The organism is Neorhizobium galegae, assembly GCF_021391675.1.
Classification (GTDB): Bacteria; Pseudomonadota; Alphaproteobacteria; order Rhizobiales; family Rhizobiaceae; genus Neorhizobium; species Neorhizobium galegae_B.
This window is the reverse complement of sequence record NZ_CP090095.1, coordinates 4,643,556-4,668,587: the sequence shown is the minus strand read 5'-3', so window position 1 is coordinate 4,668,587 and position 25,032 is coordinate 4,643,556. Positions and strand designations below refer to the sequence as shown.

Sequence of the window (25,032 nt, the reverse complement as noted above, 5' to 3'; positions counted from 1 at the left end):
TTTCAGGTGCCGCATGTTTGAAAGAAATCGGGTCATCACGATTGCCAACCAAAAAGGTGGCGTCGGCAAGACGACGACGGCGATCAACCTGGCCACGGCGCTCGCCGCTATCGGCGAGAGTGTGCTGATCGTGGACCTCGATCCGCAGGGCAATGCCAGCACCGGGCTGGGCATTGAGCGCCGTGATCGCAAGATCTCCTCCTATGACCTGCTGATGGGTTACAATTCCATTGCCGAGACTGCGCTGGCAACGGCTGTTCCGAACCTTCACATCGTCCCTTCAACGATGGATCTACTCGGGTTCGAGATGGAGATCTCCCAGGCCTCCGATCGGGCGTTCAAGCTTCGAAGTGCCCTGAATGGCGGTGATGCCTTGGCCTATTCCTACATCCTGCTGGATTGCCCCCCATCGTTTAACCTGCTGACGATGAATGCCATGGCGGCGGCTCATTCTGTTCTTGTGCCTCTCCAATGTGAGTTCTTTGCTCTCGAGGGCTTGAGTCAGCTGCTGGAAACCGTCGATCAGGTGCGTCGCAGCCTTAATCCCTCGCTCGACATTCAGGGAATTGTTCTGACCATGTTCGATGCGCGAAACAACCTCGCCCAGCAGGTCGTCAACGATGTTCGGACGCATCTGGGGGAGAAGGTCTACCATACGTTGATTCCGCGCAATGTTCGCGTTTCGGAAGCGCCCTCGTACGGTAAGCCGGCGATCCTTTACGACTTGAAATGCGCCGGCAGCCAGGCCTATTTGCAGTTGGCTTCTGAAGTCATCCAGCGGGAACGTCGGCGCAAGGCCGCCTGAAGCTTTGCAGACAAGTGAGTAGTGAGAATGAACGACGACCTTTCGAAACGGCGCCTCGGGCGCGGCCTTGCAGCTCTTATCGGTGAGATGGACCAGCCGGCACCGGTCAACAGTGGTGCCCGTAGCGTCAATCCGGATCGCATGGTGCCGATCGAGCATGTGTCGCGCAATCCGAAGAACCCGCGCCGGAGCTTTGACGAGGGTGAGCTGCAGGATCTCGCAAGCTCGATTCGTCAGCATGGTATCGTGCAGCCGGTCGTTGTTCGGCCGCGTGGTGTCGAACAGTTTGAAATCATCGCCGGCGAACGCCGCTGGCGTGCGGCTCAACTGGCCGGCCTAGTCGAAATTCCGGTCATCGTTCGCGATGTGGATGATCGGACGGCGCTTGAGATTGCTATCGTTGAAAACGTCCAGCGCTCAGATCTCAATCCCTTGGAAGAAGCGCTGGGTTATGATCAGCTAATTGCCGAGCATGGTTATACCCAGAATGATCTTGGCGAAATCATCGGCAAAAGCCGAAGCCATGTGGCCAACAGCCTCCGTCTGCTGAAGTTACCGGAGCCGGTTCGCGAGATGTTGGCGGGAGGCAGCCTTTCCGCGGGTCACGCCCGTGCGCTGATCACCACATCGGACCCGGTTTCGCTGGCACGTACGATTGTCGCCAAGGGTATGTCGGTTCGCGATGCTGAGAAGTTGGCTCAAAATGACATCAAGGCTCAATCGGAGCCCGCAAACGTTTCGAAAGCGGAACAAAAGGACTCCGATACCCTTGCGTTGGAACGCACGCTTTCTGATTCGCTTGGTCTGGATGTGAAGATCAACCACAAGAACGGTAGCGGGCAGATCAGGATCAGTTACCGCACGCTTGAGCAACTCGAAGAAATATGTCGCCTTCTCGAGCGGAGATAACTTAGTCTATTCAACGGCTTGACTGAATAGCTGTGGCCATCAGCGTATGAAACGCAATGCTGGGTTCGAGGCTCTGCCTCTGTCGCGACATCAGAATTGCTGCCTGCAATCTCTCCGTTTCACGAGCAAGCGCCGACGAACTCCAGGTTCTCAGCGCTTTTTCCACGATCGGCTTCCGCTTGAAGTGAATATGCCTGCCGAGCGTCATCATGACCTGGGCGGTCTGGAGCTTCTTCTCCTCCATCTCCGCCTTCATCAGATCCAGCAGCTGGAATTGTTTCAGGCAGGATTGCAGGACGAGAAAAACCGGTGTCTTCGACGAGACGATCTTTTGGATGGCGCGATGCAGAGCGGGCAAATCGCCGCCAAGGATTGCATCGACGGCTTCATCGGCTGAAACTGCGCTCGCGTCGCCGATGATTTCATCGATCTGCGCCTCTTCGACCATACCTGTGCCACGGCAGTATAGCGCGAGCTTACGGATCTCGTTCCGGGAGGCCACGCGGTCTCCTCCAAGCAGTTCCAGGAGCCTCTGGCGGGCGTTAGGGCTGATCCTGAGGCCTTCGCTCCCCAATTCCGAATCGATGAGGCTGTTCAAAGCCTTGATATCGTCCGCGTAGCAGGGAACGACAGCGATGGATCGGGAGGGTTCAGCGATCTTGCGCAGCCCGCTCCCTTTCTTGAGGTCGCCGGCCTCGACGATCAGGATGTTGGCTGGAGCCGGGCCGTCAGCCAAAATCTGCATCGCGTCCAGAAGCGGTTTTTCGTTGGCAGCGCCACGCAGCCAGACGAGCTTCGAGCCGCCGAAAAGGCCCATTGAATTCACTTCATCGAGAAGCCGCCCCGGGTCGCCCTGCAGGTCCGAAACGTCGAGCTTGAGCATCGCAAACGGATCATCCTGGGAGATGCCCGTCTTGCCCGCGATCAGTGCCGCACGTTCGGAAACCAGGCCACGATCCGGGCCGTAGATTACAAAAATCTTGTAGATTTCCGCACTCTTCTCGGCAAACCGATCGAATTCGTGGGATTTTACTTCTGCCATACCGTCTGCGGCTGAGGTTCGCGCGAAAGCGCAATCGCGATCTCGGCGCGGATGAACTCAGCAAGTTCCCTTGCGGCGCGATTTTCGGCGTCTCGAATGGTGCGGAGGCCTGCGTAGGCCTGGCCGGAGATGTCGATGAGCGCAACGACCTGACGTTTGCCGGATTTCAGCACCTGCCCGTCGCTGATGCGGCTAATCGTGTAGGTGCCTTGCACCTGGACGCGGCCGGGGACCGGTACGCCGGTTGGAGACACGTTGTCGTCGTCAATGATGCTCGAGGCAGCGCTATTTATTGCCAGTTTTACGTTGTAGGCGGGATGAGTCGACTCGCCTGCACCACCAGAGGTCAGGAAGACGAGATGGTTGCGAACAACCTGGTCGAGACGGGTGCGGGGTTGCTCGAAGCCGACGGAGGCAAGGCGCTCGCCTGTGCCGGAAGCCTCGGAATAAAGCGGGCGAACCTGGCAGCCGGCGAGCACTGTCAGCATTACCAGGCTGGATACGAACCCAAAACGACGAAGAGAGCGGTCAAACGACAATGTTTACGATCCTCTGTGGGACGACGATTACTTTCTTCGGCGCCCGGCCTTCAAGCGCCGCTTTGACCGCATCCAGCGCCAGAACCGCAGCTTCGACCGCACTTTGATCCGCGTCGCGCGCGATTGTCAATTCGCCGCGCTTCTTGCCGTTGATTTGGACCGGCAGTGTGACCTCGTTCTCGACGACGAGGGTTTCGTCATATTGCGGCCAGGCAGCCAGGGAGAGCAGTTCCTTGTTGCCGAGAACCGCCCAGCATTCTTCGGCCAGATGTGGCGTCATGGGGGCGACAAGCTGGATCAGGATCTCCGACGCGTTGCGGACGGATCCCCGATAGGCCGCATCGCCCTCGCCGCCTGCGACCCGGGCGAGCGGCGCCGCAAGTGCGTTCACAAGCTCATAGATGCGCGCGACGGCCTTGTTGAAGGAGAGCTTGTCGTAATCGCCCTGAACCGCCTTCAGCGTCTTGTGGGCAAGCTGCGAGAGCGTCAGAGCTTCTCCGTCCTTAGCCGGCACCGGATCGACGCCGGCCAAGTTTTCGGAGGCTTCCGAAATCAGGCGCCACAGGCGCTGGGTGAAGCGGTGAGCGCCTTCGACGCCGGCTTCCGACCAGATGACGTCGCGGTCCGGCGGAGAATCGGAAAGTACGAAGAAGCGTGCGGTATCGGCACCGTAGGAGGCGATGATATCGTCCGGATCGACAACGTTCTTCTTCGATTTCGACATCTTTTCGATGGAGCCGATGGTGACTTCCTCGCCACCCTCGAGCATGGTGGCGCGGCGTTTGCCGTCCACTTCCTCGATGCGAATGTCGGCCGGGGCCACCCATTCACCGTTCGGGCCACTGCCACGGCGATAGGTTTCGTGCACGACCATGCCTTGCGTGAAGAGGCCCTTGAAGGGCTCTTTGACCTCGACATGGCCGGTCTCGCGCATGGCGCGGGTGAAGAAACGGGAATAGAGCAGGTGCAGGATCGCGTGCTCGATGCCGCCGATATACTGGTCGACCGGCAGCCATCGGTTGGCGACGGCCGGATCGGTCGGATCCTTCTCCCAAGGCGCGGTAAAGCGGGTGAAATACCAGCTCGAATCGACGAACGTATCCATTGTGTCCGTCTCGCGGCGGGCTTGCTTGCCGCATTGCGGGCAGGCGACATGGCGCCAGGTCGGATGGCGGTCGAGCGGGTTGCCCGGCAGGTCGAAGGTCACGTCGTCCGGCAGCTTGACCGGCAGGTCCGCTTTCGGCACCGGCACGACGCCGCAATCATCGCAATGGATGACCGGGATCGGGCAACCCCAGTAGCGCTGGCGCGAGATGCCCCAGTCGCGCAGGCGGAAGTTCACCTTGCGCTCCCCCTGCGGCATGTTGCCAACGATCGTTTCCGACAGGCGGTTGGCCACGATCTCGAAGGCTTCGTCGGTCGTCTTGCCGTCGAGGAAGCGCGAATTGATCATCACGCCGTCATCGACATAAGCGGTGTCGCCGACGGTAAAGGTCGCGGCATCGCCATCCTTAGGCATGACCACTGGTACAACGGGCAGACCGTATTTACGGGCGAAATCGAGGTCCCGCTGATCGCCGGACGGGCAGCCGAAGATTGCGCCTGTACCGTAATCCATCAGCACGAAGTTCGCGACGTAGACCGGCAGTTCCCAGGATGGGTCGAGCGGATGCCTGACCCGGATGCCGGTGTCGATGCCCTTCTTCTCGGCCGTTTCCAGCGCTGCGAGCGAGGTTCCGTGATGGCGGCATTCCTCGGCGAAAGCTTCGATAGCCGGATTCTGCGCGGCTGCGGCCTTGGCCAGCGGATGGTCGGCGGCGATGGCCAGGAACGACGCACCGAACAGCGTGTCGGGACGGGTCGTGTAGACCACGACTTCGCTTTCGCCGGCGGGTGCCGTCGAACTCACGATTTCCCAGCGAACCGTCAGGCCCTCGGATCGGCCGATCCAGTTCTTCTGCATCAGCCGGACCTTTTCCGGCCACTGATCGAGCGTTTCGAGCGAGTCCAGGAGGTCCTGGCTGAAATCGGTGATCTTGAAAAACCACTGCACCAGGTCGCGCTGCTCCACCAGCGCACCCGAGCGCCAGCCGCGGCCGTCGATGACCTGCTCGTTGGCCAGAACCGTCTGGTCTACAGGATCCCAATTGACCTTGGACTGCTTGCGGTAGACCAGGCCCTTTTCCATCATGTCGAGGAAGAGGTGCTGCTGCTGCTGATAATATTCGACATCACAGGTGGCGAATTCGCGTGACCAGTCGAGCGACAGGCCCATGGCCTTCAGCTGCGCCTTCATGGATTCGATGTTCTGATAGGTCCAGGTCTTCGGATGCACCTTGTTGTCGCGGGCGGCATTTTCAGCCGGCATGCCGAAAGCGTCCCAGCCCATCGGGTGCAGGACGTTGAAGCCACGGGCGCGCTTATAGCGGGCCACCACGTCGCCCATGGCGTAGTTGCGCACATGGCCCATGTGGATGCGGCCCGACGGATAGGGAAACATCTCCAGAACGTAGTATTTTTCGCGCGGATCGCTGTTGTCGGTTTCGAAAACCTTGGCATCGTTCCAGGTCTGCTGCCAACGGGGCTCGGCATCGCGCGGATTATAACGTTCAGTCGCCATTTCAATGATATTCCGGGAAAACAGGATCAAGAGTCGGGCGAGACCTTCACCATGAAACCCTGCAAGCGTCAAGTTTTACAGGGTCGGGAAAGGCCAAGTTTAGGGCGAAACACCCTTGGCAGAGCCTTATATGAGGGCTAAGCGCTGAGCTTGCAAGAAAAGCGGAAGGCATGGGTCATGAGCGTTGAAGAACGGCTGCGGGATGTGAAAGCTCGGATCGAGAAGGCGGAGCGCTTTTCGAAGCGGCCGGCGGGGTCGGTGACGCTTGTGGCAGTTTCAAAGACGTTCGATGCTGAAGACATCCGCCCGGTGATTGCGGCCGGGCAGCGGGTGTTCGGCGAGAACCGCGTACAGGAAAGCCAGGGCAAGTGGCCGAAACTCAAGGCCGAGACGCCGAATCTCGAACTGCACCTGATCGGGCCCCTGCAATCGAACAAGGCCGCGGATGCCGTGGCGCTGTTCGACGTCATTGAAACGGTGGACCGGGAAAAGATCGCCCGCGCGCTTGCCGACGAGATCAAGAAGCAGGGCAAGGCGCCAAAGCTCTATGTGCAGGTCAATACCGGGCTGGAGCCGCAGAAGGCTGGTATCGAGCCGAAAGAGACCGTTGCCTTTGTGGAACTTTGCCGTCGAGAGCTCGGGCTTTCGGTCGAGGGGCTGATGTGCATTCCGCCGGCCGAGGAAAATCCTGGGCCGCATTTCGCCCTGCTCGCCAAGCTGGCGAAGGAATGCGGCGTCGAAAAGCTCTCCATGGGCATGTCCGGCGATTTCGAGACGGCTGTCGAGTTTGGCGCGACCAGCGTCCGGGTCGGCTCGGCCATCTTCGGATCGCGCTGAAAATAGGCTTTTGCCAAGCGCCTAGCGCTTTCGTCGGGCTTCCCGGCACTCCCCGAGCACCCTAGATTGGTCATTCCGGGCTGTGCTCATGTGACGGGAGGTGCAGATGCAAAGCCGCTATTTCGACGTTTATGAGGGCTGGCAACGGGATCCGGAAGGGTTCTGGAGAGGCGCTTCCGCCGCCATCGACTGGTTCAGGGAACCGGAAAAAATCTTCGACAAGGATGAGGGGGTCTATGGCCGCTGGTTCACCGGCGGCGAGACCAATACCTGCTACAACTGCCTTGACCGGCACGTCGCGGCCGGCCGTGGCGGGCAGCGGGCCTTCATCCACGACAGCGCCATGACGGGAAAACAGCAGACTTTCACCTATGCCGAGGTTCTCGACGAGGTGAAGGCAATCGCCGCGGTTCTCCTCGACCTCGGCATCGGCAAGGGCGACCGCGTCGTCATCTACATGCCGATGGTCCCGGAAGCGATCTTCTCGATGCTGGCCTGCGCGCGGCTGGGTGCGGTGCATTCGGTCGTGTTTGGCGGTTTTGCGGCGCAGGAACTGGCAACGCGGCTGAACGATTCGGAGGCGAAACTGGTAATCAGCGCGAGCTGTGGCCTCGAGCCGGGCCGCACCGTCGCCTACAAGCCGTTGCTCGACCAGGCGATCGAACTTGCCCGGGTGAAGCCCGCTCATAGCCTTATCCTTCAGCGTGACCAGCTTCTGGCGGAGCTGCGTCCCGAACGGGGCGAGCTCGATTTTACGGAATCCGTCGACAAAGCTCGGGGCAGGGAGGTGGAATGCGTGCCGGTCAAGGCGACCGATCCGCTCTACATTCTCTACACATCCGGAACGACGGGCGAGCCAAAGGGCGTGGTGCGCGACAACGGCGGGCACATGGTGGCGCTGCATTGGAGCATGGAAAACATTTTTGGCGTCAAGCCGGGGGAGGTGTTCTGGACGGCATCCGATATCGGCTGGGTCGTCGGCCATTCCTATATCGTCTACGGACCGTTGTTGACCGGCAATACCAGCGTGATCTTCGAGGGCAAGCCGGTCGGCACGCCGGATGCAGGCACGTTCTGGCGTGTCGTCAGCGATCACGACGTGAAAGTGCTGTTCACGGCGCCGACGGCTTTTCGGGCGATCCGTCGCGACGATCCGGACGGTGAACTGGTCGAGAAATATGATCTGACCGGCATGCGCGCCCTGTTCCTCGCCGGCGAGCGGGCCGATTCGGAAACGCTGAAATGGGCCGAGCAGAAGCTGAAGATCCCGGTCATCGATCATTGGTGGCAGACGGAGACGGGTTGGCCGGTAGCCGCCAATACGGTGGGGCTCGGGTTGATGCCGGTCAAGCACGGTTCGCCGACGCGCCCGATGCCCGGTTATGCGCTCGACGTGCTGGACGATGCCGGCCATCCGGTGCCGCGCGGCACGCTCGGCAATATAGTCATCAAGCTGCCGCTGCCGCCCGGCTGCCTCGTCAGCTTCTGGAATGCCGACCAGCGGTTCCGCGAGGCTTGCCTCGACGAGTTTCCGGGGTACTACAAGACGGCCGATGCCGGGTTGATGGACGAAGAGGGTTATATCTTCGTGATGGCGCGTACCGACGACATCATCAACTGCGCCGGCCATCGGCTTTCCACCGGGGCGATGGAGGAAGTCTGCTCCAAACATCCGGACGTTGCCGAATGCGCGGTGATCGGCGTACACGATGCGACGAAGGGGCAGATCCCCTGCGGATTCGTGGTGCTGAAGAACCATGTTTCACGGGAAACCGCTGATATCGCCAGAGAAGTGGCTGAACTCGTGCGCAACGAGATCGGCCCGGTCGCGGCGTTCAAGACGGTCATGGTGGTGCACAAGCTGCCGAAGACCCGATCGGGCAAGATATTGCGCGGCACGATGCAGAAGATCGCCGACGACATGCCGTGGAAAATGCCGGCGACGATCGAGGATGCGACGGTGCTGGACGAGATCACTGCGATCCTGAAGGCCAACGGCTATGCCCGCGAGGGCAGTGGCCTGAAACAGAGCGCCTGAACGAAAAAAGCCCCGGAGACGATCCGGGGCTTTTTGAATGCAATCGAAAGAGGTTCGATCAGAACCGGTCTTCTTCCTCGTCGTCGTCGCGACGGGTGGACTTGAGCGACGAGAGCTTGGCGAAAACGGCGTCCGCGTCGATCTCCTTTTCCTTCTCTTCCTCGCGCTCGTTGCGATAATTGAAACCGAGGTTTTCGGTCTCGCTCGCGGGCTGCAGGGAAGCGCCGAGTTCGGCGGCGGTCGGCAGTGGTCGGCCCTTGGAAGCACGTTCGACTTCGAGGTCGAGGTCGATCTGGCTGCAGAGGCCGAGCGTCACCGGATCCATCGGCGTCAGGTTGGTCGAGTTCCAGTGGGTGCGCTCGCGAATCTGCTCGATCGTCGACTTGGTGGTGCCGACGAGGCGGGAGATCTGGGCGTCTTTCAGTTCCGGATGGTTGCGGACCAGCCAGAGAATGGCGTTCGGGCGGTCCTGGCGCTTGGAGACCGGCGTGTAGCGCGGGCCACGGCGCTTCGATTCGGGCACGCGAACCTTCGGCTCGGAAAGCTTCAGCTTGTGATTGATGTCCTTTTCGCCTCGCTCGATTTCATCGCGCGAAAGCTGACCGGTGGCGATCGGGTCGAGGCCCTTGATGCCCTGCGCCGCTTCGCCATCCGCAATCGCCTTCACCTCGAGCGGGTGGAGTTTGCAGAAATTGGCGATCTGTTCGAAGGAAAGCGCGGTATTGTCGACCAGCCATACAGCGGTCGCCTTCGGCATGAGCAATTGTTGAGCCATGGGTATAGGTCCTCTGTCCGTCCGCGCCGGTGTCGCGGGCCGTGGGTATCAACCACAATTTCCGGGAATTTACCGCCCTATAATCGAATTGGGACAGAATTGCAAATCTTTGAAGCGAGATCGTTGCCGCCCGGATGAACCGTTTGTCTAATTGCCGCCCTTGCCTCACCTGTTATGAATGCGGCACATATCGCTGACGGCTCGATGCGTCGTCATGCGTGCCAATTCAGGGAGGTGTTCATGTCCGAAAAAGTCTACCCGGTCCTCAAGTCTGCCAAAGCGAAAGCGCTCATCGACAAGGACAAATACGAAAAATGGTACGAGGAGAGCGTCGAGGATCCGGACAAGTTCTGGGGCAAGCACGGCAAGCGCATCGACTGGTTCAAGCCCTATACCAAAGTCAAGAATACCTCCTTCAAGGGCAAGGTCTCGATCAAGTGGTTCGAGGACGGCCTGACCAACGTCTCCTACAATTGCATCGACCGCCACCTGAAGACCCATGGGGAGCGCACGGCGCTGATCTGGGAAGGCGACAATCCCTATATCGACAAGAAGATCACCTATAACCAGCTTTACGATCAGGTCTGCCGGCTCGCCAACGTCTTGAAGAAACACGGCGTCAAGAAGGGCGACCGCGTCACCATCTACATGCCGATGATCCCGGAAGCGGCCTATGCGATGCTCGCCTGCGCCCGCATCGGCGCGGTGCATTCGGTCGTGTTCGGCGGGTTCTCGCCGGAAGCGCTGGCCGGCCGCATCATCGACTGCCAGTCCACCTTCGTGATCACCTGCGACGAGGGTGTGCGCGGCGGAAAGCCGGTGCCGCTCAAGGACAATACCGATACGGCGATCCATATCGCGGCCCGCCAGCACGTGATCGTCAACAAGGTCGTGGTGGTGCGCCGCACCGGCGGCAAGACCGGCTGGGCGCCCGGCCGCGACCTCTGGTACCACCAGGAAATCGCCACCGTGAAGGAGCACTGCGAGCCGGCGAAGATGAAAGCGGAAGATCCGCTGTTCATCCTCTACACGTCGGGTTCGACCGGCAAGCCGAAGGGCGTGCTGCACACGACCGGCGGTTATCTCGTCTTCGCGGCGATGACCCACGAATACACGTTCGACTACCATGACGGCGACATCTACTGGTGCACGGCGGATGTGGGCTGGGTCACCGGCCATTCCTACATCGTCTACGGGCCGCTTGCGAACTGCGCCACCTCGCTGATGTTCGAAGGCGTGCCGAACTTCCCCGACCAGGGCCGTTTCTGGGAAATCATCGACAAGCACAAGGTCAACATCTTCTATACCGCGCCGACGGCAATCCGCTCGCTGATGGGTGCCGGCGACGAATTCGTGAAGCGCTCCTCGCGGGAAAGCCTGCGCCTGCTCGGTACGGTCGGCGAGCCGATCAATCCGGAAGCCTGGGAATGGTATTACAACGTGGTGGGCGACAAGCGCTGCCCGGTCGTCGATACCTGGTGGCAGACGGAAACCGGTGGTCACATGATCACCCCGCTCCCGGGCGCCACCGACCTGAAGCCGGGTTCGGCGACCAAGCCGTTCTTCGGCGTGAAGCCGGAACTGGTCGACAACGAGGGCAAGGTGCTGGAAGGCGCGGCCGACGGCAATCTCTGCATCACCGACGCGTGGCCGGGCATGATGCGCACGCTCTACGGCGACCATGACCGCTTCATCGAGGCCTATTTCTCTACCTACAAGGGGAAATATTTCACCGGCGACGGCTGCCGTCGCGACGAGGACGGTTATTACTGGATCACCGGCCGCGTCGATGACGTGCTCAACGTCTCCGGCCACCGGCTCGGCACCGCGGAAGTGGAATCGGCGCTCGTCTCGCACCATCTCGTGTCGGAAGCGGCCGTCGTCGGTTATCCGCACAACATCAAGGGCCAGGGTATCTATTGCTACGTGACCCTGATGTCCGGGCATGAGGGCAATGACGCGCTGCGCCAGGAACTGGTGAAGCACGTCCGCCAGGAGATTGGCCCTATCGCGGCGCCGGACAAGATCCAGTTCGCACCCGGCCTGCCGAAGACCCGCTCCGGCAAGATCATGCGCCGCATCCTGCGCAAGATCGCCGAGGACGATTTCGGCTCACTCGGCGATATTTCGACGCTCGCTGATCCTGGCGTAGTGGACGACCTGATCGCCAACCGCCAGAACAAGGCAGGCTGATCGAACCAAAAGGCCGCTCGGGAAACCGGGCGGCCTTTCAGTCCGTGTCGCAGACCTGCCGCGGCTTGCGACCGCCGTCATAGGTCTGCACGAGGCCAGCGAGCAGCAGGTCGCCACCGGCGCTGCGGCCATCGGAGAGCACCACGTCTGCGACGATGCGGCCGAAATATTTGTCGCCGGAAATATGGGTGAGCTGAATTTTGCGTGATTGGGCGGTCAGCGCTTCGAGCGCACGTTGGGCGCCAAGGCCCGCCTCACGAAGCCGCTCGCATTTCGATTTCAGCTCCGGCGCATCGATGCCCCGGATGCGCACATAAACTTCCATCTTCTGCTGCGGCCAAGGCTGCGCTTCAACCAGCAGCGTATCGCCGTCGATGACCCGCAGGATTTCGGCCGCCACTGGTCCCGAGATTTCGTCACGCGCTTCCGCCTCGGTGGCGAACACCGCGACGATGCCGATGAGAATCAGAAGCGACTTGATCATGGAAAGGAATAAATTCCGATCCATGATCGAAGTCAATAGGAATATTTACTTAGAAATCGATCGCCCGGCCGTTGATCTCCCAGTCGCCGAAGCGGGCGGGGTCGGCGCCGCCGCGGCCGCCGAATTCTTCGGGCAGTTCGGCCTTGGCCGCTGCCTGGCGGCGCTCTTCGGCTTCCTTCAAGGCCCGCTCGGCGGCCGGGGAAAGTGGCTTCTTAGGCGCACCTTCTTCCGGTAGGATTTCTGAATTGTCGTTATCTGCGCTTTGCATCGTGGGCTTCGCCGGTGGATTATTGAAAACTCTGGTCGAATTGACCACATCATAAGGCGTTCGTGCCCAGTGGAAAACCCTTTACCCGCTCTGGGACGATATCGGCAACGGGAGAGATGACGATGAATGTAATGCGCACCGCCATGCTTCTGGCCTTCATGACTGCCCTGTTCATGGGGATCGGCTTTCTGATCGGCGGCACGGGCGGCATGATGATCGCGTTGGTGATCGCTGCCGGCATGAACCTGTTTTCCTACTGGAATTCCGACAAGATGGTGCTGTCGGCCTATCATGCGCAGGAAGTCGATGCGCGCAGCGCCCCGGAATTCTACAACATGATCCGCGACCTTTCGGCCAATGCCGGCCTGCCGATGCCGAAGGTCTATGTCTACGACAATCCGCAGCCGAACGCTTTTGCGACCGGCCGTAATCCGCAGAACGCGGCCGTTGCCGCCTCGACCGGGCTGATGCAGCGGCTGACGCATGAGGAAGTGGCGGGCGTGATGGCGCACGAGCTCGCGCATATCCAGAACCGCGACACCCTGACCATGACGATCACCGCGACGCTTGCCGGCGCGATCTCGATGCTCGGCAATTTCGCCTTCTTCTTCGGCGGCAATCGCGAGAACAACAATCCGCTCGGCTTCATCGGCGTGATCGTGGCGATGATCGTCGCCCCGTTCGCGGCGATGCTGGTGCAGATGGCGATCAGCCGGACGCGCGAATATTCGGCCGACCGTCGCGGCGCCGAAATCTGCGGCAATCCGCTGTGGCTCGCCTCAGCACTCGGCAAGATCGCCGGTGCCGCGCATCAGATCCCGAACTACGAGGCCGAACGCAATCCCGCAACGGCGCATATGTTCATCATCAACCCGCTGTCGGGCGAGCGCATGGACAACCTGTTCTCGACCCACCCGGACACCGGGAACCGTATCGCCGCGCTGCAGCAGATGGCCGGGGAGTTCCGCAGCGGTGCCTCGACGGCCGGGTTCCAGGCTGATAGACCGCAGCGCACCGCGCGCTCCGTTCCGAATACCGGTTGGGGCCGCGGCTCGGATGAACCGCGCAAAGGTCCCTGGTCTTGAACGAAGACAAGAAGAACAAGAAGCCATACAAGCCATCGGGCAAACCAGCCGAACAGCGCAGGAGACCAGCTCACTCGGAGCGGGAAAGCGGCCCCTTCAAGGCGGGCCTCGAAGTTCGTGTGACGGCCGCCAAGTTGCTGGCGGCGGTCATCGATCGCAAGATCTCGCTCGACGGCATGCTCGACCTCGTCCACGGCAATCCGGCCTATCGGGCGCTCAGCGACGCTGACCGGGCGCTGACCCGCGCCATCCTCAATACCGCACTCCGGCATCTGCCGCGCATCGAGGCGGCGATCACTTCGCTGATCGATACGCCGCTGCCGGAAGGCGCTCGGGCGCTTCACCATGTGCTGGTGATCGCTGCCGCGCAGATCCTGCATCTCGACGTGCCGCCGCATGCGGCCGTCGACCTCGCGGTCGAGCAGGCCAATCGCGACCCGCGCAATCGCCGCTTCGCCAAGCTGGTGAATGCGGTCCTGCGCCGGCTGGACCGCGAAAAGGACGATATCCTTGCCGCAACTGCCAGCATATCCCCGGTGCCGGCCTGGTTCCGCAAGCGTCTGGTCGCCCTCTATGGCGAGGCGGAGGCGGATCGTATCGCCGAGGCCCAGCTCGTTCCGGCAGCCATCGACCTGACGGTCAAATCCGATCCCGCTGCCTGGGCGGAAAAGCTCGGCGGCACGGTTCTGCCGACCGGCAGCATTCGCCTGACGGCCTTCGATGGCGCGGTTTCCGCGCTCGAAGGGTTCGACGACGGTGTCTGGTGGGTGCAGGATGTCGCGGCCAGCATTCCGGCAAAGCTGTTCGGCGATCTCAAGGGCAAGAAGGTCGCAGATCTCTGCGCGGCCCCCGGCGGCAAGACGGCGCAGCTGATTGCGGCCGGTGCCGAGGTGATCGCCGTCGAACAATCCGGTAATCGGCTGGCGCGGCTCAAGGAAAATCTCGGACGGCTTGGCTACGAGGCGGAACTGGTTGGCGGCGACCTTTTCGAGTTCAAGCCGGCAGAGCTGCTGGATGGCGTGCTTCTCGATGCGCCCTGCTCCTCGACCGGCACCACGCGCCGGCATCCGGATGTGCTCTGGACCAAGGGTCCGGACGATGTGAACAAGCTCGCGGCTCTGCAGGAAAAGATGCTGCGCCACGCCGTCACGCTGGTGAAACCCGGCGGCCTTATCGTTTTTTCCAATTGCTCGCTCGATTCGGCAGAGGGGGAGGAACTGGTTGTGCGCGTTCTCAAGGACCATCCCGAATTGAAACGTCTGGCCGTCAATCCTGGAGACTGGCCTGGGCTGGAAGGCGCGATCTCGCCGCTTGGCGAATTCCGCACCACGCCGGCCATGCTGCCCGCCAGCGAAAATTTTGTGGGTGGCATGGACGGCTTCTTCGCGAGCGTGCTCCAGGTCCGGTAAGGCTTTCTTCACCATACCGGCTGATACTTTCGAACAATCTAATAGTTGATTCCCGCCGGCAGGGCGGAGGCTGATTCCTGCGGAGTATTCCAGATTGAAGATGCGGCTCGCGGATCGCCGGAGGCTCCTGTCCTTCGGCTTGCGGGAAATCTGGCGACGCCTTTGCCGGCGCTCCGCCGGATTTCGCCTGGCCGTGACCTCCTTTTCGATGCAGGTGCCGGACCGGCTGATCGTTGCGCCGACGGATCTGCGGGCGCTCGATCCGTTCGTGGCGGAGGAGATCCTGGAGGGGAGGTTCCCGCTCGCGGGGCGGATCCTCGAAACCTATGGCCAATCGCCGTTCTCCGTCGAGCTGCCGTCTCGAGCGGCAGCGGAGCGGCTGCATTCTTTCGCCTGGCTCCGCCATATCCGCACCAACAAGACGGAAGTGGCCTGTGCCAGCGCCCGGCAGGTCGTTGCCGACTGGATCGTGCTTTATGGCCGAAGCCCGAAAGGCATTGCCTGGGAAGCACATGTGGCGGCTGAACGGGTGATCGCCTGGCTCTCGCATTCAACCGTGGTGCTGCAGGGCGCCGAGGCCGGCTTCTATCGCCGCTTCATGAAAAGCCTCGCCTACCAGGTCCGTTATCTCAGGAAGATAGCCGGCTGCACGCCCGAGGGCGATACGCGGCTGAGACTCAGGATCGCGCTCGCCATGGCCTCGATCTCGATGCCGACGCGGGCCGCCTATATCCGTCGTGAGGGCAGGCGGCTGGATCGGGAGCTGGAACGCCAGATCCTTGCCGATGGCGGGCATGTGTCGCGCAATCCGCGTGCGGTGCTCGACCTGCTGATCGATCTCCTGCCGCTTCGCCAGACCTATATCAATCTCGGCCACGACCTGCCGCAGAAGCTCATCCCGACGATCGACCGCATGTACCCAGCGCTCCGCTTCTTTCGCCATCAGGATGGCGATCTGGCGCTGTTCAACGGTGCGAGCTCGACGCCCGCGAGCGAGCTGATGTCGGTGCTGCGTTATGACGAGACGGCGGGCAAGCCGTTCAAGGCGCTGCCGCATATGCATTATCACCGCCTGTCGGCGGATGGCACGACGCTGATCGTCGATACCGGCCGGCCGCTCTCCCCCGGGCTTTCCCGCGGCGCGCATGCGGGCTGTCTTTCCTTCGAGATGTCGGCCGGCCGGCATCGTTTCATCGTCAACTGCGGTTCGCCGAAATATGCCGGCCGCAATTACCGGCACATGTCGCGCTCGACGCCCGCCCATTCGACGGTGACGCTCAACGAGACCTCGTCCAGCCGCATCATCCGGTCCCGCTTCGCGGGCTCCATGCTGCTCGGCGGCGTGTCGGATGTGGAGGTCGAGCGCTGGGACGACATGCACGGCAATGACTGGCTGCGCGCCAGCCACGACGGTTACATCCACCAGTTCGGGTTTTTCCACGAGCGCGAGATCGGCCTCAATGTGAAGGGCAACAAGATCAAGGGCCATGACCGGCTCTACCTGCCCGAGGGCAAGGCTGCCGATAACGGGCCTTTCCTGGCGGTGGCGCGCTTCCACATCCACCCGGTCATCACGCTTTCGCGGCGGGACGAGGAAAGCGTCAGCATGCGCGCCCCTGATGGCGAGACCTGGATCTTTGCGGCGCCGGGGCTGCAGGTGATGATCGACGAGGACATCTTCTTTGCCGACGTTTCCGGCGTGCGGCCGAGCCAGCAGCTCGTCATCGAGTTTTCTCCGCCGGAGACATCGGAAATACGCTGGATGCTGAGGCGCGGCGAATAGGCCGTTTCTTCTTCCGCCAAGCTGTGCTAACGGGCGGCCATCTTACCGTGCGCCGGGTTCCGCGGCGCGTTTCCAGGAGAGACCGATGGCCGTCGTTTCCAAGAAAATCCCCGCTCCCGACCGCATCAGGATCCGCACTGCGCTGCTCTCGGTCTCCGACAAGACCGGTATTATAGAGCTTGCCCAGGCGCTCACCGAACAGGGCGTCAAGCTCCTGTCGACCGGCGGCACCCACAAGGCGATCGCCGCGGCCGGCCTTGCCGTCACCGACGTGTCGGAGGTGACGGGTTTTCCGGAAATCATGGACGGCCGGGTGAAGACGCTGCATCCGATGGTGCATGGCGGCCTGCTGGCGATCCGCGACGATGCGGAACACGTCGCGGCGATGAAGGAACACGGCATCGAGGGCATCGATCTCGCCGTCATCAACCTCTACCCGTTCGAGGAAGTGCGCGCCGCCGGCGGCGACTACCCGACGACGGTCGAGAACATCGATATCGGCGGCCCGGCGATGATCCGCGCATCCGCCAAGAACCATGCCTATGTGACCACCGTCACCGACCCTTCCGATTATCCGGCGCTGATCGAGGCGCTGCGTTCGAATGACGGCCAGACGGTCTATGCCTTCCGCCAGAAGCTGGCAGCCAAGGCCTATGCCCGCACGGCGGCCTACGACACGGCGATTTCCAACTGGTTCGCCGAAGCGCTCGACATCGAGATCCCGCGCTACCGGACGATCGGCGGCGTGCTCAAGGAAGAGATGCGCTACGGCGAGAACCCGCACCAGAGTGCCGGCTTCTACGTGACTGGCGAAAACCGTCCGGGCGTGGCGACCGCTAAGCTCCTGCAGGGCAAGCAGCTCTCCTACAACAATATCAACGATACCGACGGCGCCTTCGAGCTGATCGCCGAGTTCTCGCCGGAAAAGGCGCCGGCCTGCGCGATCATCAAGCATGCCAACCCCTGCGGCGTGGCGACCGGACCGAGCCTCAGGCAAGCCTATCTCCGGGCGCTTGCCTGCGATTCCACCTCGGCCTTCGGCGGCATCATCGCGGTCAACCAGCTTCTTGACGCCGAGACGGCCGAAGAGATCGTCAAGCTGTTCACGGAAGTCATCATCGCGCCGGAGGTTTCCGACGAGGCCCAGGCGATCATCGCCGCCAAGAAGAACCTGCGCCTGCTGGTGACCGGCGGCCTGCCGGACCCGCGCTCGCGCGGTCTGACGGCAAAGACGGTTTCCGGCGGCCTGCTGGTCCAGACCCGCGACAACGGCATGGTCGAGGATCTAGATCTGCGCGTCGTCACCAAGCGCGCGCCGACGCCGACCGAACTTGAAGACATGAAATTCGCCTTCAAGGTCGCCAAGCACGTGAAGTCGAATGCGGTCGTCTATGCCAAGGACGGCCAGACGGCCGGCATCGGCGCCGGTCAGATGAGCCGCGTCGATTCCGCCCGCATCGCCGGCATCAAGGCGGAAGAGGCGGCGAAGGCCATGGGCTGGACTGAGCCGATGACCAAGGGCTCTGCGGTCGCTTCGGAAGCGTTCTTCCCGTTTGCGGACGGCCTGCTTTCGGCGATCGCCGCCGGCGCCACGGCAGTCATCCAGCCGGGCGGTTCGATGCGCGACGACGAGGTGATCGCTGCCGCCGACGAGCATGGCGTTGCGATGGTGTTTACCGGGATGCGGCATTTCCGGCACTGATTGCTGAATGTGATGCTCTGAGGGCGTGGCGTGGATCCTCGGGTCGAGCCCGAGGATGACGGCGGTGAGGGTGTTTCAGGGTTGCCTAAAGAGACATTTGAGCAAGCTGCAACGTTCCGTTTTTTTCTCTGCTTGACCCCCGCGCTCCGTCATCCTCGGGCTCGACCCGAGGATCCACCTCCCAGCCGAATAGCTATCCGTCTCTACTTCCTGTTTGCCGGATAAGGCGTCGCAAGCAACAGCATCAAGCCCGCCACGAGGAAGATCAGCAGCGTCGCCATGCCGAGGCGGGCTGAGCCGCTGGCATAGGTCATGAGCGAGAAGAACAGGGTGGCGAGAAAGCTCGTGGCGCGGCCGGAGAGTGCGTAGATGCCGAAATATCGGCCGGTCTCCGAGAGGCTGACGCTGCGGGCGAGATACGATCTGGACGAAGCCTGGACCGGCCCGAAGGCGATGCCGATCAGCAATCCGAACAGGATATAGGCTTTTTCCGCAGCGGTGCCGAACAGGCCGCCGCTGTCCTCTCCCGAGAGCGGCAGAAGGCCGAAGAAGACGAAGCCCGGGCCGGTGGAAATGATGCCGAGGGTAGCGATCACCAGCAATACCAGGCTGATGATCACGACGATCTTCGAGCCGAGCAGGCGGTCGAGCCAGCCGGCGACGATGCAGCCGAAGATCGCCACGACGTTCAGGATGATGCCGTAGATGCCGATCTCGATCGTCGCCCAGCCGAACATCCCGGCCGCAAACGTGCCGCCGAGGATCAGCAGGCCGTTGACGCCGTCCTGGTAGAGCATGCGGGCGACCAGGAATTTCGCGATGCCGGTGCGCTGCCTCAGGTCCCGCAGCGTGCCGCCAAGTTCCCTTATGCCGGAGCGGACCGCCGCGCCGAGCGGCAGGCCCTTCCTGGCGTCCGGCGTGAAGAAGAACATCGGCAGGATGAACAGGAAATACCAGAGGGCGGAGATCGGACCGGTGATGCGCGCATCTTCGCCGAGATGCGGATCGAGGCCGAAGAGCGGAGGGATGCCGATCAGCGTTTTGCCGCTTTCGGGATTGGCGGCAATCAGTGTCACGACCGCGATCAGCACGATCATGCCGCCGAGATAACCAAGCCCCCAGGCGACGTTCGAAACCCGGCCGACATCCTGCTTGGAAACCAGCCGCGGCATCATGGAATCGTTGAACACGGTCGAGAACTCCGCGGCGATCGATGCGAAGATCATGAAGATCATCGGCCAGATGATCGGCGAGCTGGGTGCCGCGAACCAGAGGGCCGAAACGCAGGCGATCTTGATCACCGCGAAGAAGGCGATCCAGGGTTTTCGCGGGCCGGCCTGATCGGCGATCGAGCCGAGGATCGGGGAGAAGACGGCGATGACCAGCGACGAGATCGTCGCCATATTGCTCCAGGCAGCCTGCGCGGAAACCGGGTCCTCGGTCAGGCGGGCGACGAAATAGGGGCCGAAGATGAAGGTCGTGACGACGGTGAAAAACGGCTGGGCTGCCCAATCGAAGAACATCCAGCCCAAGATGCCGCGCCGGCTCGTTTTTACCGGCGCATCGTCCCCATCAGTAACGGCCATTTTTCCCCCGGATCAGCCAGCCTTGCCCGTTCTCCTACATCGCCCGGCCATGCGCAAGATCGCTCAGGAGACCGGCCGCGACGGTGATCTTCGGAAGCGTCAACTCGCCGCTTTCGCTCAAGGTCACCAGTTCGGCACCGATGCGGTTCACCCGCACCCGGTCGCCGCCGACCCAGGCTTCCAGCGGCTTCTTTTCCTTCGGATGGGCGGTGAGCGCGGCGATGACGATATCGCGGCGCGCCGAGGCGAGCTGCTGCAGGCTGCGGGAGAGCGCCAGGCTCTCGTAATGTTCCGACGTGGTGATCCGATCTCCCGCGCCGATCAGGCGGTTGACCCGGAAGGTTTCGGTGACGGCGAAATAGCTCTCGGTGGCACGCGCCATGGTCTCGCCGGTGCGGTCGGCGATCAGCATGATCTCCGGCACCAGGACCAGCGTCGAGAGCAGCACGATCTCGCGGGCAAGCGACGCCGGTATGCCCTGCGCTTCGAGTTCTACGGCGCGTGCCGCAGTTTCCACGAAATCTCCGCCGGCCAGCGACGAACGAAGCCCCTTGATCGCCGCCTTGAGGCGGCTCATTGCGCCGTCCATGTCGCCGGTGCCGACCTGCGTCTGCAGGATGAGGCGGGTCGCTTCCGCAAAGGTCTCGGTGGTGCGGGCGTAGAGATCGTTCTGCAGCTGGCCGGGGATTTTTCCGTCCAGCGCATCGATCTCGGCCCAGAGCTTTGGAAGTTCGAAGCCGTCGCGGGCAAGGAAGGCGGCCTTGACGACATTCGCCGCCGTGGCACCCGTCATGTCGCTCATCTGCTGCACAAAACCCGGGCCGCCGCGGTTGATCGCCTCGTTGGCGAGCGTGGTGGCGACGATTTCGCGATGCAGGCGATGGGACTGGATATCTCCCGCGTAAGCCTTCTGCATCTTGGCCGGGAAATAGGCTTTCAGGACAGCCGAGAAATAGGGGTCGTCCGGCAGGCTGCTGTCGAGCAGCGCATCGAAGAGAACGATCTTCGAATAGGAGAGTAACACGCCGATTTCCGGCCGGGTCAGCGGCCTGCCGGAGGAATAACGCTCCGCAAGCTCCGCATCGTCGGGAAGGGTTTCGACCTTGCGGTTGAGCTGGCCTTGCGATTCCATGACGGACATCAGCCGCGACAGCTCTTCCCGGTTGCCGGTGCCCTTGCGTTCGGTCAGCGAGATCGACAGCGGCTGCAGGTAGTTGTTGCGCAGCACGAGGTGACCGACTTCCTCGGTCATCGAGGCGAGAAGCTGGTTGCGCTTTTCGCGGGTCAGGCGGCCGTCCTGCATGGCCGAATTGAGGGCGATCTTGATGTTCACCTCGACGTCGGAGCAGTTGACGCCGGCGGAATTGTCGATCGCGTCGGAATTGCAGCGGCCGCCATTCAGGGAATAGGCGATGCGGCCCTTCTGGGTCATCCCGAGATTGGCACCCTCGCCGATGACGCTGGCGCGCACGTCCGCTGCTGTGATGCGGATCGGATCGTTGGCGCGGTCGCCAACTTCCGCATCTGTCTCGGAGGGCGCCTTGATATAAGTGCCGATGCCGCCGAACCAGAGAAGGTCGACAGGGCTCTTCAGGATCGCGGTCATGATCTCAAAGGGCGTTGCGGTCGTCTTGTCGATGCCGATCGCGGCCGCGGCCTGCCTGGTGAGCTTGACCGACTTCTCCGAGCGGGAAATGATCATCGCGCCTTCGGAAAGCACCGACTTGTCGTAATCCTGCCAGCTCGACCGCGGCAGGGCGAACATGCGTTCGCGCTCGGCGAAGGACTTTTCGATATCCGGATCGGGATCGATGACAATATCGCGATGGTCGAAGGCGGCGATGAGACGGATCTTGCGCGACAACAGCATGCCGTTGCCGAAGACGTCGCCGGACATGTCGCCGACGCCGGCGACCGTGAACGGCGTCGTCTGGATGTCGATGTCTTTCTCGCGGAAATGCCGTTTCACGGCCTCCCAGGCGCCGCGGGCGGTGATGCCCATCTTCTTGTGGTCGTAACCGACCGAACCGCCTGACGCAAAGGCATCGTCCAGCCAGAAGCCGGCTTCCTGCGCCAGGCCGTTGGCGGTGTCGGAGAAGGTCGCCGTGCCCTTGTCGGCGGCGACCACGAAATAGGGGTCGTCGCCATCGATGCGGATCGTGTCCGGCGGCCCGACTATGTCGGCGCCGACGATGTTGTCGGTGATCGACAGGAGGGTGCGGATGAAGGTCTTGTAGGCCTCCTTGCCGGCATTGAAGAACGCGTCGCGGGAGCTCGCCGGGGGCAGCATCTTCGGGAAGAAGCCGCCCTTGGCGCCAACCGGTACGATCACGGCATTCTTGACCTGCTGCGCCTTCACGAGGCCGAGGATTTCCGTCCGATAGTCCTCGCCGCGGTCCGACCAGCGCAGGCCGCCGCGCGCAACCTTGCCGAAGCGCAGGTGCACGCCTTCGACCTCGGTGCCGTAGACGAAGATTTCACGGAAAGGGCGGGGTTCCGGCAGGCCGTCGAGCAGCTTCGGATCGAGCTTGAAGGCGAACATCCGGTGCGGTGCGCCATTGGCATCGCGCTGGAAATAGTTGGTCCTGAGCGTCGCATCGACCGCATTGACGAAACGTCGAAGCGTGCGGTCCTCGTCGAGATTGGGCACGTTGCCGAGGGCTTCTTCGATTTCGGCGTGATGGTCGGTGAGTTTCTTGATGCGGGCCTTTTCGGCAATCTTCGGGTCGAAGCCGTCGCGGAAGAGGCGGAAGATGGCGGCGGATATGGCCGGGTATTTCACCAGCGTATCGGCGATATAGGCCTGCGAATAAACGATGCCGGTCTGGCGCAGATAACGGGAATATGCGCGCAGCACCGTGACTTCGCGGGCGGACAGGCCGGCCAGCAGTACCAGCCGGTTGAAGGCGTCGTTGTCGATCAGGCCTTCGAAGGCGGAGAGGAAGGCCTCTTCCAGAGCCAGGCCTTCGCGGGACAGGTCGACTTCGCGCCCGTCGCCGAGCTGCAGTTCCATATCGTGGAGGACGATCAGCTTGCGGTCGTTTTCCGGACCGACCTCGATCTCGAACGTCTGCTCGCTGACGGCGTGGAAGCCAAGGTTTTCGAGAAGCGGCACGCGGCGGGAGAGCGACAGGTGCCGGTCCTTGTGGAAGATCTTCAGCGAGACGGTGCTGGCGGCGTCGCCGGGGCGGCGATAGAAGGCGATGCGGATCGTTTCGCCGGCTGCACAGGCGGCAATGTCCGGCAGGTCGGCGAAGGTTTCCTCGGGCGAGAAGGCTTCCTGGAAGGCCTGGGTGACGGTGAGCCGCGGCCCTTCCTCGGCGAGCGCTGCGAAGCGTTCCTCCCAGGGCGTGGCGATCAGCCGGATCGCTTCCTCGAGCTTGGCTTGCGCGATCCTCGGCGTCTTGCCGCCGCGCCTGCCGATGATCATGTGGACGCGGGCGACGCCGCCCTCCGGGAAGGCCGGGTAGTAGGCGGAGACGTGGCCGTCATAGACCTTGGTCAGATAGTCGCCCACCTTTTCGCGGACGTGGGAATTATAGTCCTCGCGAGGCACGTAGACGATCACCGAGACGAAACGGTCGAAGTGGTCGATGCGCGGCAGGACCCGGACGCGCGGGCGCTCGTTCAGTTCCATGATCTGCTCGCAGAAGCGGGCCAGCAGATCGACATCGATCTGGAAGAGGTCGTCGCGCGGATAGGATTCGAGCGTGTTTTCCAGCATGCGGCCGGAATGGCTGTCGGGGTCGAAGCCGAACTGCTCCTCCACCCGGCCGGTCTTGGCGCGCAGGAGAGGGATGTCGCGCACGGAGTGGGTATAGGCGGTTGCCGTGAAAAGGCCGACGACACGCAGCTCACCGACCACTTCGCCCTTTTCGTCGAAGCGCTTGACGCCGACATAGTCCATATAGGCGCGGCGGTGCACCACCGATTTCACATTGGCCTTGGTGACGATCAGGAAATCGGGACCGTCGAGGAACTCGAGGATTTCCGGCGTGGTCGTCACCGCGTCCTTGCCCTGGCGCAGCACCAGCACGTCCGGATCGGAGAGGATGCCGAGACCGCGGCCCTTGCCGCGTTCGACCTTGGCCTCTGTGCCCTTGCCGGAATAGACGTATTCGCGCATGCCGAGGAAGGTGAAGTTGTCGTCGCGCAGCCAGTCCAGGAAGGCGAGAGCCTCGTCGCGGTCGGCCTTGCGGCGGCTTGTCGAATTACCGAGCTGCTTGGCGGCGCCGTCGAGGACTTCCAGCATGGAGCCCCAGTCGGTGATCGACAGATGCACCTGGTCGAGGATGTAGCGGATGCGCTCGGTGAGCGAAGCAGCCTGTTCCTCGTTGAGCGGCGACAGATGGATCTGGATGAGGCTCACGTGATGAGCCGGGTTGCCGGGCTGCTCGTTGGAGCGCAGGACCGGTTCCTTGCCCGGCTCCACGACCAGGATCGGATGGACCGCCATGGTGAGGTCGCGGTGGGTGGCGGTCACCTCGCCCATGACCGAGTCGAACAAAAAGGGCATGTTGCGGTCGACGACGGTCAGCACCGAGACCGGAATACCGTCCGGCTCTACACCGGCGATCGGTTCGACCGTGATGTCGGCCCGGACCCGCGTCCAGGCCATCAGCCGCTCGGCCGCGTGTTTGGCGGAAAGCGCCAGCATGTCCGGCGTGTAGCTTTCGAGGTCGTCAGTGCTGGCCCGGCCGAACAGGATGAGCGGGTCGAGATGCGGCCCCTTGCTCGCAGCGACGAGCTTGCGCGCGCTTTCGATCTGTTTTTCCCGCTTCGGATTCTGCCTGACGGCCATGTCCCTCTCCCCTTTTTCCGTCCCCAGACGGAATAAACTAGATTTGTGTCATCGTGCAGCAACGTGGCTGATCCATGTCCGTCGGCACTACACGTTTCATTGTTCCGTGAAGGCTTGTTGACATGCGGCGACGAAGAAACGATCAACAGGGCCATC

The 25,032-nt window shown here is 62.2% G+C and carries 17 protein-coding genes; 9 read left to right on the top strand and 8 right to left on the bottom strand.

Going from position 1 to position 25,032, the window contains the following annotated elements; all coding sequences use genetic code 11:
- Positions 1-13 precede the first annotated feature (13 nt).
- Both LZK81_RS22845 and LZK81_RS22840 read left to right on the top strand, forming a co-directional pair.
- Positions 14-805, top strand: a complete 792-nt coding sequence (locus LZK81_RS22845; protein ID WP_233954791.1) for a ParA family protein — start codon at positions 14-16, stop codon at positions 803-805.
- A gap of 27 nt (positions 806-832) precedes the next feature.
- Entirely contained in the window at positions 833-1,714 is an 882-nt protein-coding gene (locus LZK81_RS22840) for a ParB/RepB/Spo0J family partition protein (protein WP_233954790.1), read from the top strand.
- Positions 1,715-1,724: 10 nt separating this feature from the next.
- Here LZK81_RS22840 and holA read toward each other — a convergent pair whose 3' ends face one another.
- From holA to leuS, 3 genes are read right to left on the bottom strand one after another with little or no spacing between them, the layout of a single operon-like run.
- Positions 1,725-2,756, bottom strand: a complete 1,032-nt coding sequence (gene holA / locus LZK81_RS22835; RefSeq protein WP_233954788.1) for a DNA polymerase III subunit delta — start codon at positions 2,754-2,756, stop codon at positions 1,725-1,727.
- Complete coding sequence (locus LZK81_RS22830) at positions 2,744-3,295, bottom strand: hypothetical protein (protein ID WP_233954787.1); 552 nt, start codon at positions 3,293-3,295, stop codon at positions 2,744-2,746. Before LZK81_RS22830 ends, holA begins: the two co-directional genes overlap by 13 nt.
- A complete protein-coding gene (gene leuS, locus LZK81_RS22825) occupies positions 3,285-5,915 on the bottom strand; it encodes a leucine--tRNA ligase (RefSeq protein ID WP_233954786.1) in 2,631 nt (876 codons plus the stop codon). Before leuS ends, LZK81_RS22830 begins: the two co-directional genes overlap by 11 nt.
- Before the next feature lie 177 nt (positions 5,916-6,092).
- Here leuS and LZK81_RS22820 point away from each other — a divergent pair, with 177 nt between their 5' ends.
- Together LZK81_RS22820 and LZK81_RS22815 are read left to right on the top strand one after the other, a co-directional pair.
- The gene (locus tag LZK81_RS22820; protein WP_233954785.1) at positions 6,093-6,752 is read left to right on the top strand and encodes a YggS family pyridoxal phosphate-dependent enzyme; all 660 of its coding nucleotides are present in this window, start codon (positions 6,093-6,095) and stop codon (positions 6,750-6,752) included.
- A gap of 106 nt (positions 6,753-6,858) precedes the next feature.
- Positions 6,859-8,790 carry a propionyl-CoA synthetase gene (locus LZK81_RS22815; RefSeq protein ID WP_233954784.1) on the top strand — a complete coding sequence of 644 codons (1,932 nt, stop codon included), beginning with the start codon at positions 6,859-6,861 and terminating at the stop codon, positions 8,788-8,790.
- A 58-nt stretch (positions 8,791-8,848) separates the two neighbouring features.
- Here LZK81_RS22815 and LZK81_RS22810 read toward each other — a convergent pair whose 3' ends face one another.
- On the bottom strand, positions 8,849-9,565 hold the full coding sequence (locus LZK81_RS22810; protein WP_233954783.1) for a DUF1013 domain-containing protein: 717 nt from the start codon (positions 9,563-9,565) through the stop codon (positions 8,849-8,851).
- A 240-nt stretch (positions 9,566-9,805) separates the two neighbouring features.
- Here LZK81_RS22810 and acs point away from each other — a divergent pair, with 240 nt between their 5' ends.
- Positions 9,806-11,758: an acetate--CoA ligase gene (gene acs / locus LZK81_RS22805; protein ID WP_046606649.1), complete on the top strand. Its 1,953-nt coding sequence runs from the start codon at positions 9,806-9,808 to the stop codon at positions 11,756-11,758.
- Between the two features lie 37 nt (positions 11,759-11,795).
- On the opposite strand, the gene LZK81_RS22800 is transcribed toward acs, so the two are convergent.
- Both LZK81_RS22800 and LZK81_RS22795 read right to left on the bottom strand, forming a co-directional pair.
- Positions 11,796-12,242 (bottom strand): thermonuclease family protein, encoded by a 447-nt coding sequence (locus tag LZK81_RS22800; RefSeq protein WP_233954782.1) that lies wholly within the window; start codon positions 12,240-12,242, stop codon positions 11,796-11,798.
- Between the two features lie 49 nt (positions 12,243-12,291).
- Complete coding sequence (locus LZK81_RS22795) at positions 12,292-12,510, bottom strand: DUF1674 domain-containing protein (RefSeq protein ID WP_233954781.1); 219 nt, start codon at positions 12,508-12,510, stop codon at positions 12,292-12,294.
- 122 nt (positions 12,511-12,632) lie between these two features.
- Between LZK81_RS22795 and htpX the strand changes: the two genes are divergently transcribed.
- From htpX to purH, 4 genes are all read left to right on the top strand, one after another.
- Complete coding sequence (gene htpX / locus LZK81_RS22790) at positions 12,633-13,595, top strand: zinc metalloprotease HtpX (RefSeq protein WP_038591537.1); 963 nt, start codon at positions 12,633-12,635, stop codon at positions 13,593-13,595.
- Positions 13,586-15,004, top strand: a complete 1,419-nt coding sequence (locus tag LZK81_RS22785; protein ID WP_233956672.1) for an RsmB/NOP family class I SAM-dependent RNA methyltransferase — start codon at positions 13,586-13,588, stop codon at positions 15,002-15,004. Before htpX ends, LZK81_RS22785 begins: the two co-directional genes overlap by 10 nt.
- 100 nt (positions 15,005-15,104) lie before the next feature.
- Positions 15,105-16,787, top strand: a complete 1,683-nt coding sequence (locus LZK81_RS22780) for a heparinase II/III family protein (RefSeq protein ID WP_046606757.1) — start codon at positions 15,105-15,107, stop codon at positions 16,785-16,787.
- An 85-nt stretch (positions 16,788-16,872) separates the two neighbouring features.
- Positions 16,873-18,489, top strand: coding sequence for a bifunctional phosphoribosylaminoimidazolecarboxamide formyltransferase/IMP cyclohydrolase (gene purH / locus LZK81_RS22775; RefSeq protein ID WP_233954779.1), 1,617 nt, complete (start codon positions 16,873-16,875; stop codon positions 18,487-18,489).
- Between the two features lie 203 nt (positions 18,490-18,692).
- Here the strand turns inward: purH and LZK81_RS22770 are convergent, their stop codons facing one another.
- Positions 18,693-20,075 (bottom strand): MFS transporter, encoded by a 1,383-nt coding sequence (locus tag LZK81_RS22770; RefSeq protein ID WP_233954778.1) that lies wholly within the window; start codon positions 20,073-20,075, stop codon positions 18,693-18,695.
- Between the two features lie 34 nt (positions 20,076-20,109).
- The gene (locus LZK81_RS22765) at positions 20,110-24,876 is read right to left on the bottom strand and encodes an NAD-glutamate dehydrogenase (protein ID WP_233954777.1); all 4,767 of its coding nucleotides are present in this window, start codon (positions 24,874-24,876) and stop codon (positions 20,110-20,112) included.
- Positions 24,877-25,032: the final 156 nt, after the last annotated feature.

Excerpts from the sequence above, each read along its gene's own strand:
- LZK81_RS22845 (WP_233954791.1), top strand. The coding sequence starts at position 14 with ATGTTTGAAAGAAATCGGGTCATCACGATTGCCAACCAAAAAGGTGGC.
- LZK81_RS22840 (WP_233954790.1), top strand. The coding sequence starts at position 833 with ATGAACGACGACCTTTCGAAACGGCGCCTCGGGCGCGGCCTTGCAGCT.
- holA (WP_233954788.1), bottom strand. The coding sequence starts at position 2,756 with ATGGCAGAAGTAAAATCCCACGAATTCGATCGGTTTGCCGAGAAGAGT.
- leuS (WP_233954786.1), bottom strand. The coding sequence starts at position 5,915 with ATGGCGACTGAACGTTATAATCCGCGCGATGCCGAGCCCCGTTGGCAG.
- LZK81_RS22820 (WP_233954785.1), top strand. The coding sequence starts at position 6,093 with ATGAGCGTTGAAGAACGGCTGCGGGATGTGAAAGCTCGGATCGAGAAG.
- LZK81_RS22815 (WP_233954784.1), top strand. The coding sequence starts at position 6,859 with ATGCAAAGCCGCTATTTCGACGTTTATGAGGGCTGGCAACGGGATCCG.
- LZK81_RS22810 (WP_233954783.1), bottom strand. The coding sequence starts at position 9,565 with ATGGCTCAACAATTGCTCATGCCGAAGGCGACCGCTGTATGGCTGGTC.
- acs (WP_046606649.1), top strand. The coding sequence starts at position 9,806 with ATGTCCGAAAAAGTCTACCCGGTCCTCAAGTCTGCCAAAGCGAAAGCG.
- LZK81_RS22800 (WP_233954782.1), bottom strand. The coding sequence starts at position 12,242 with ATGATCAAGTCGCTTCTGATTCTCATCGGCATCGTCGCGGTGTTCGCC.
- LZK81_RS22795 (WP_233954781.1), bottom strand. The coding sequence starts at position 12,510 with ATGCAAAGCGCAGATAACGACAATTCAGAAATCCTACCGGAAGAAGGT.
- htpX (WP_038591537.1), top strand. The coding sequence starts at position 12,633 with ATGAATGTAATGCGCACCGCCATGCTTCTGGCCTTCATGACTGCCCTG.
- LZK81_RS22780 (WP_046606757.1), top strand. The coding sequence starts at position 15,105 with ATGCGGCTCGCGGATCGCCGGAGGCTCCTGTCCTTCGGCTTGCGGGAA.
- purH (WP_233954779.1), top strand. The coding sequence starts at position 16,873 with ATGGCCGTCGTTTCCAAGAAAATCCCCGCTCCCGACCGCATCAGGATC.
- LZK81_RS22770 (WP_233954778.1), bottom strand. The coding sequence starts at position 20,075 with ATGGCCGTTACTGATGGGGACGATGCGCCGGTAAAAACGAGCCGGCGC.
- LZK81_RS22765 (WP_233954777.1), bottom strand. The coding sequence starts at position 24,876 with ATGGCCGTCAGGCAGAATCCGAAGCGGGAAAAACAGATCGAAAGCGCG.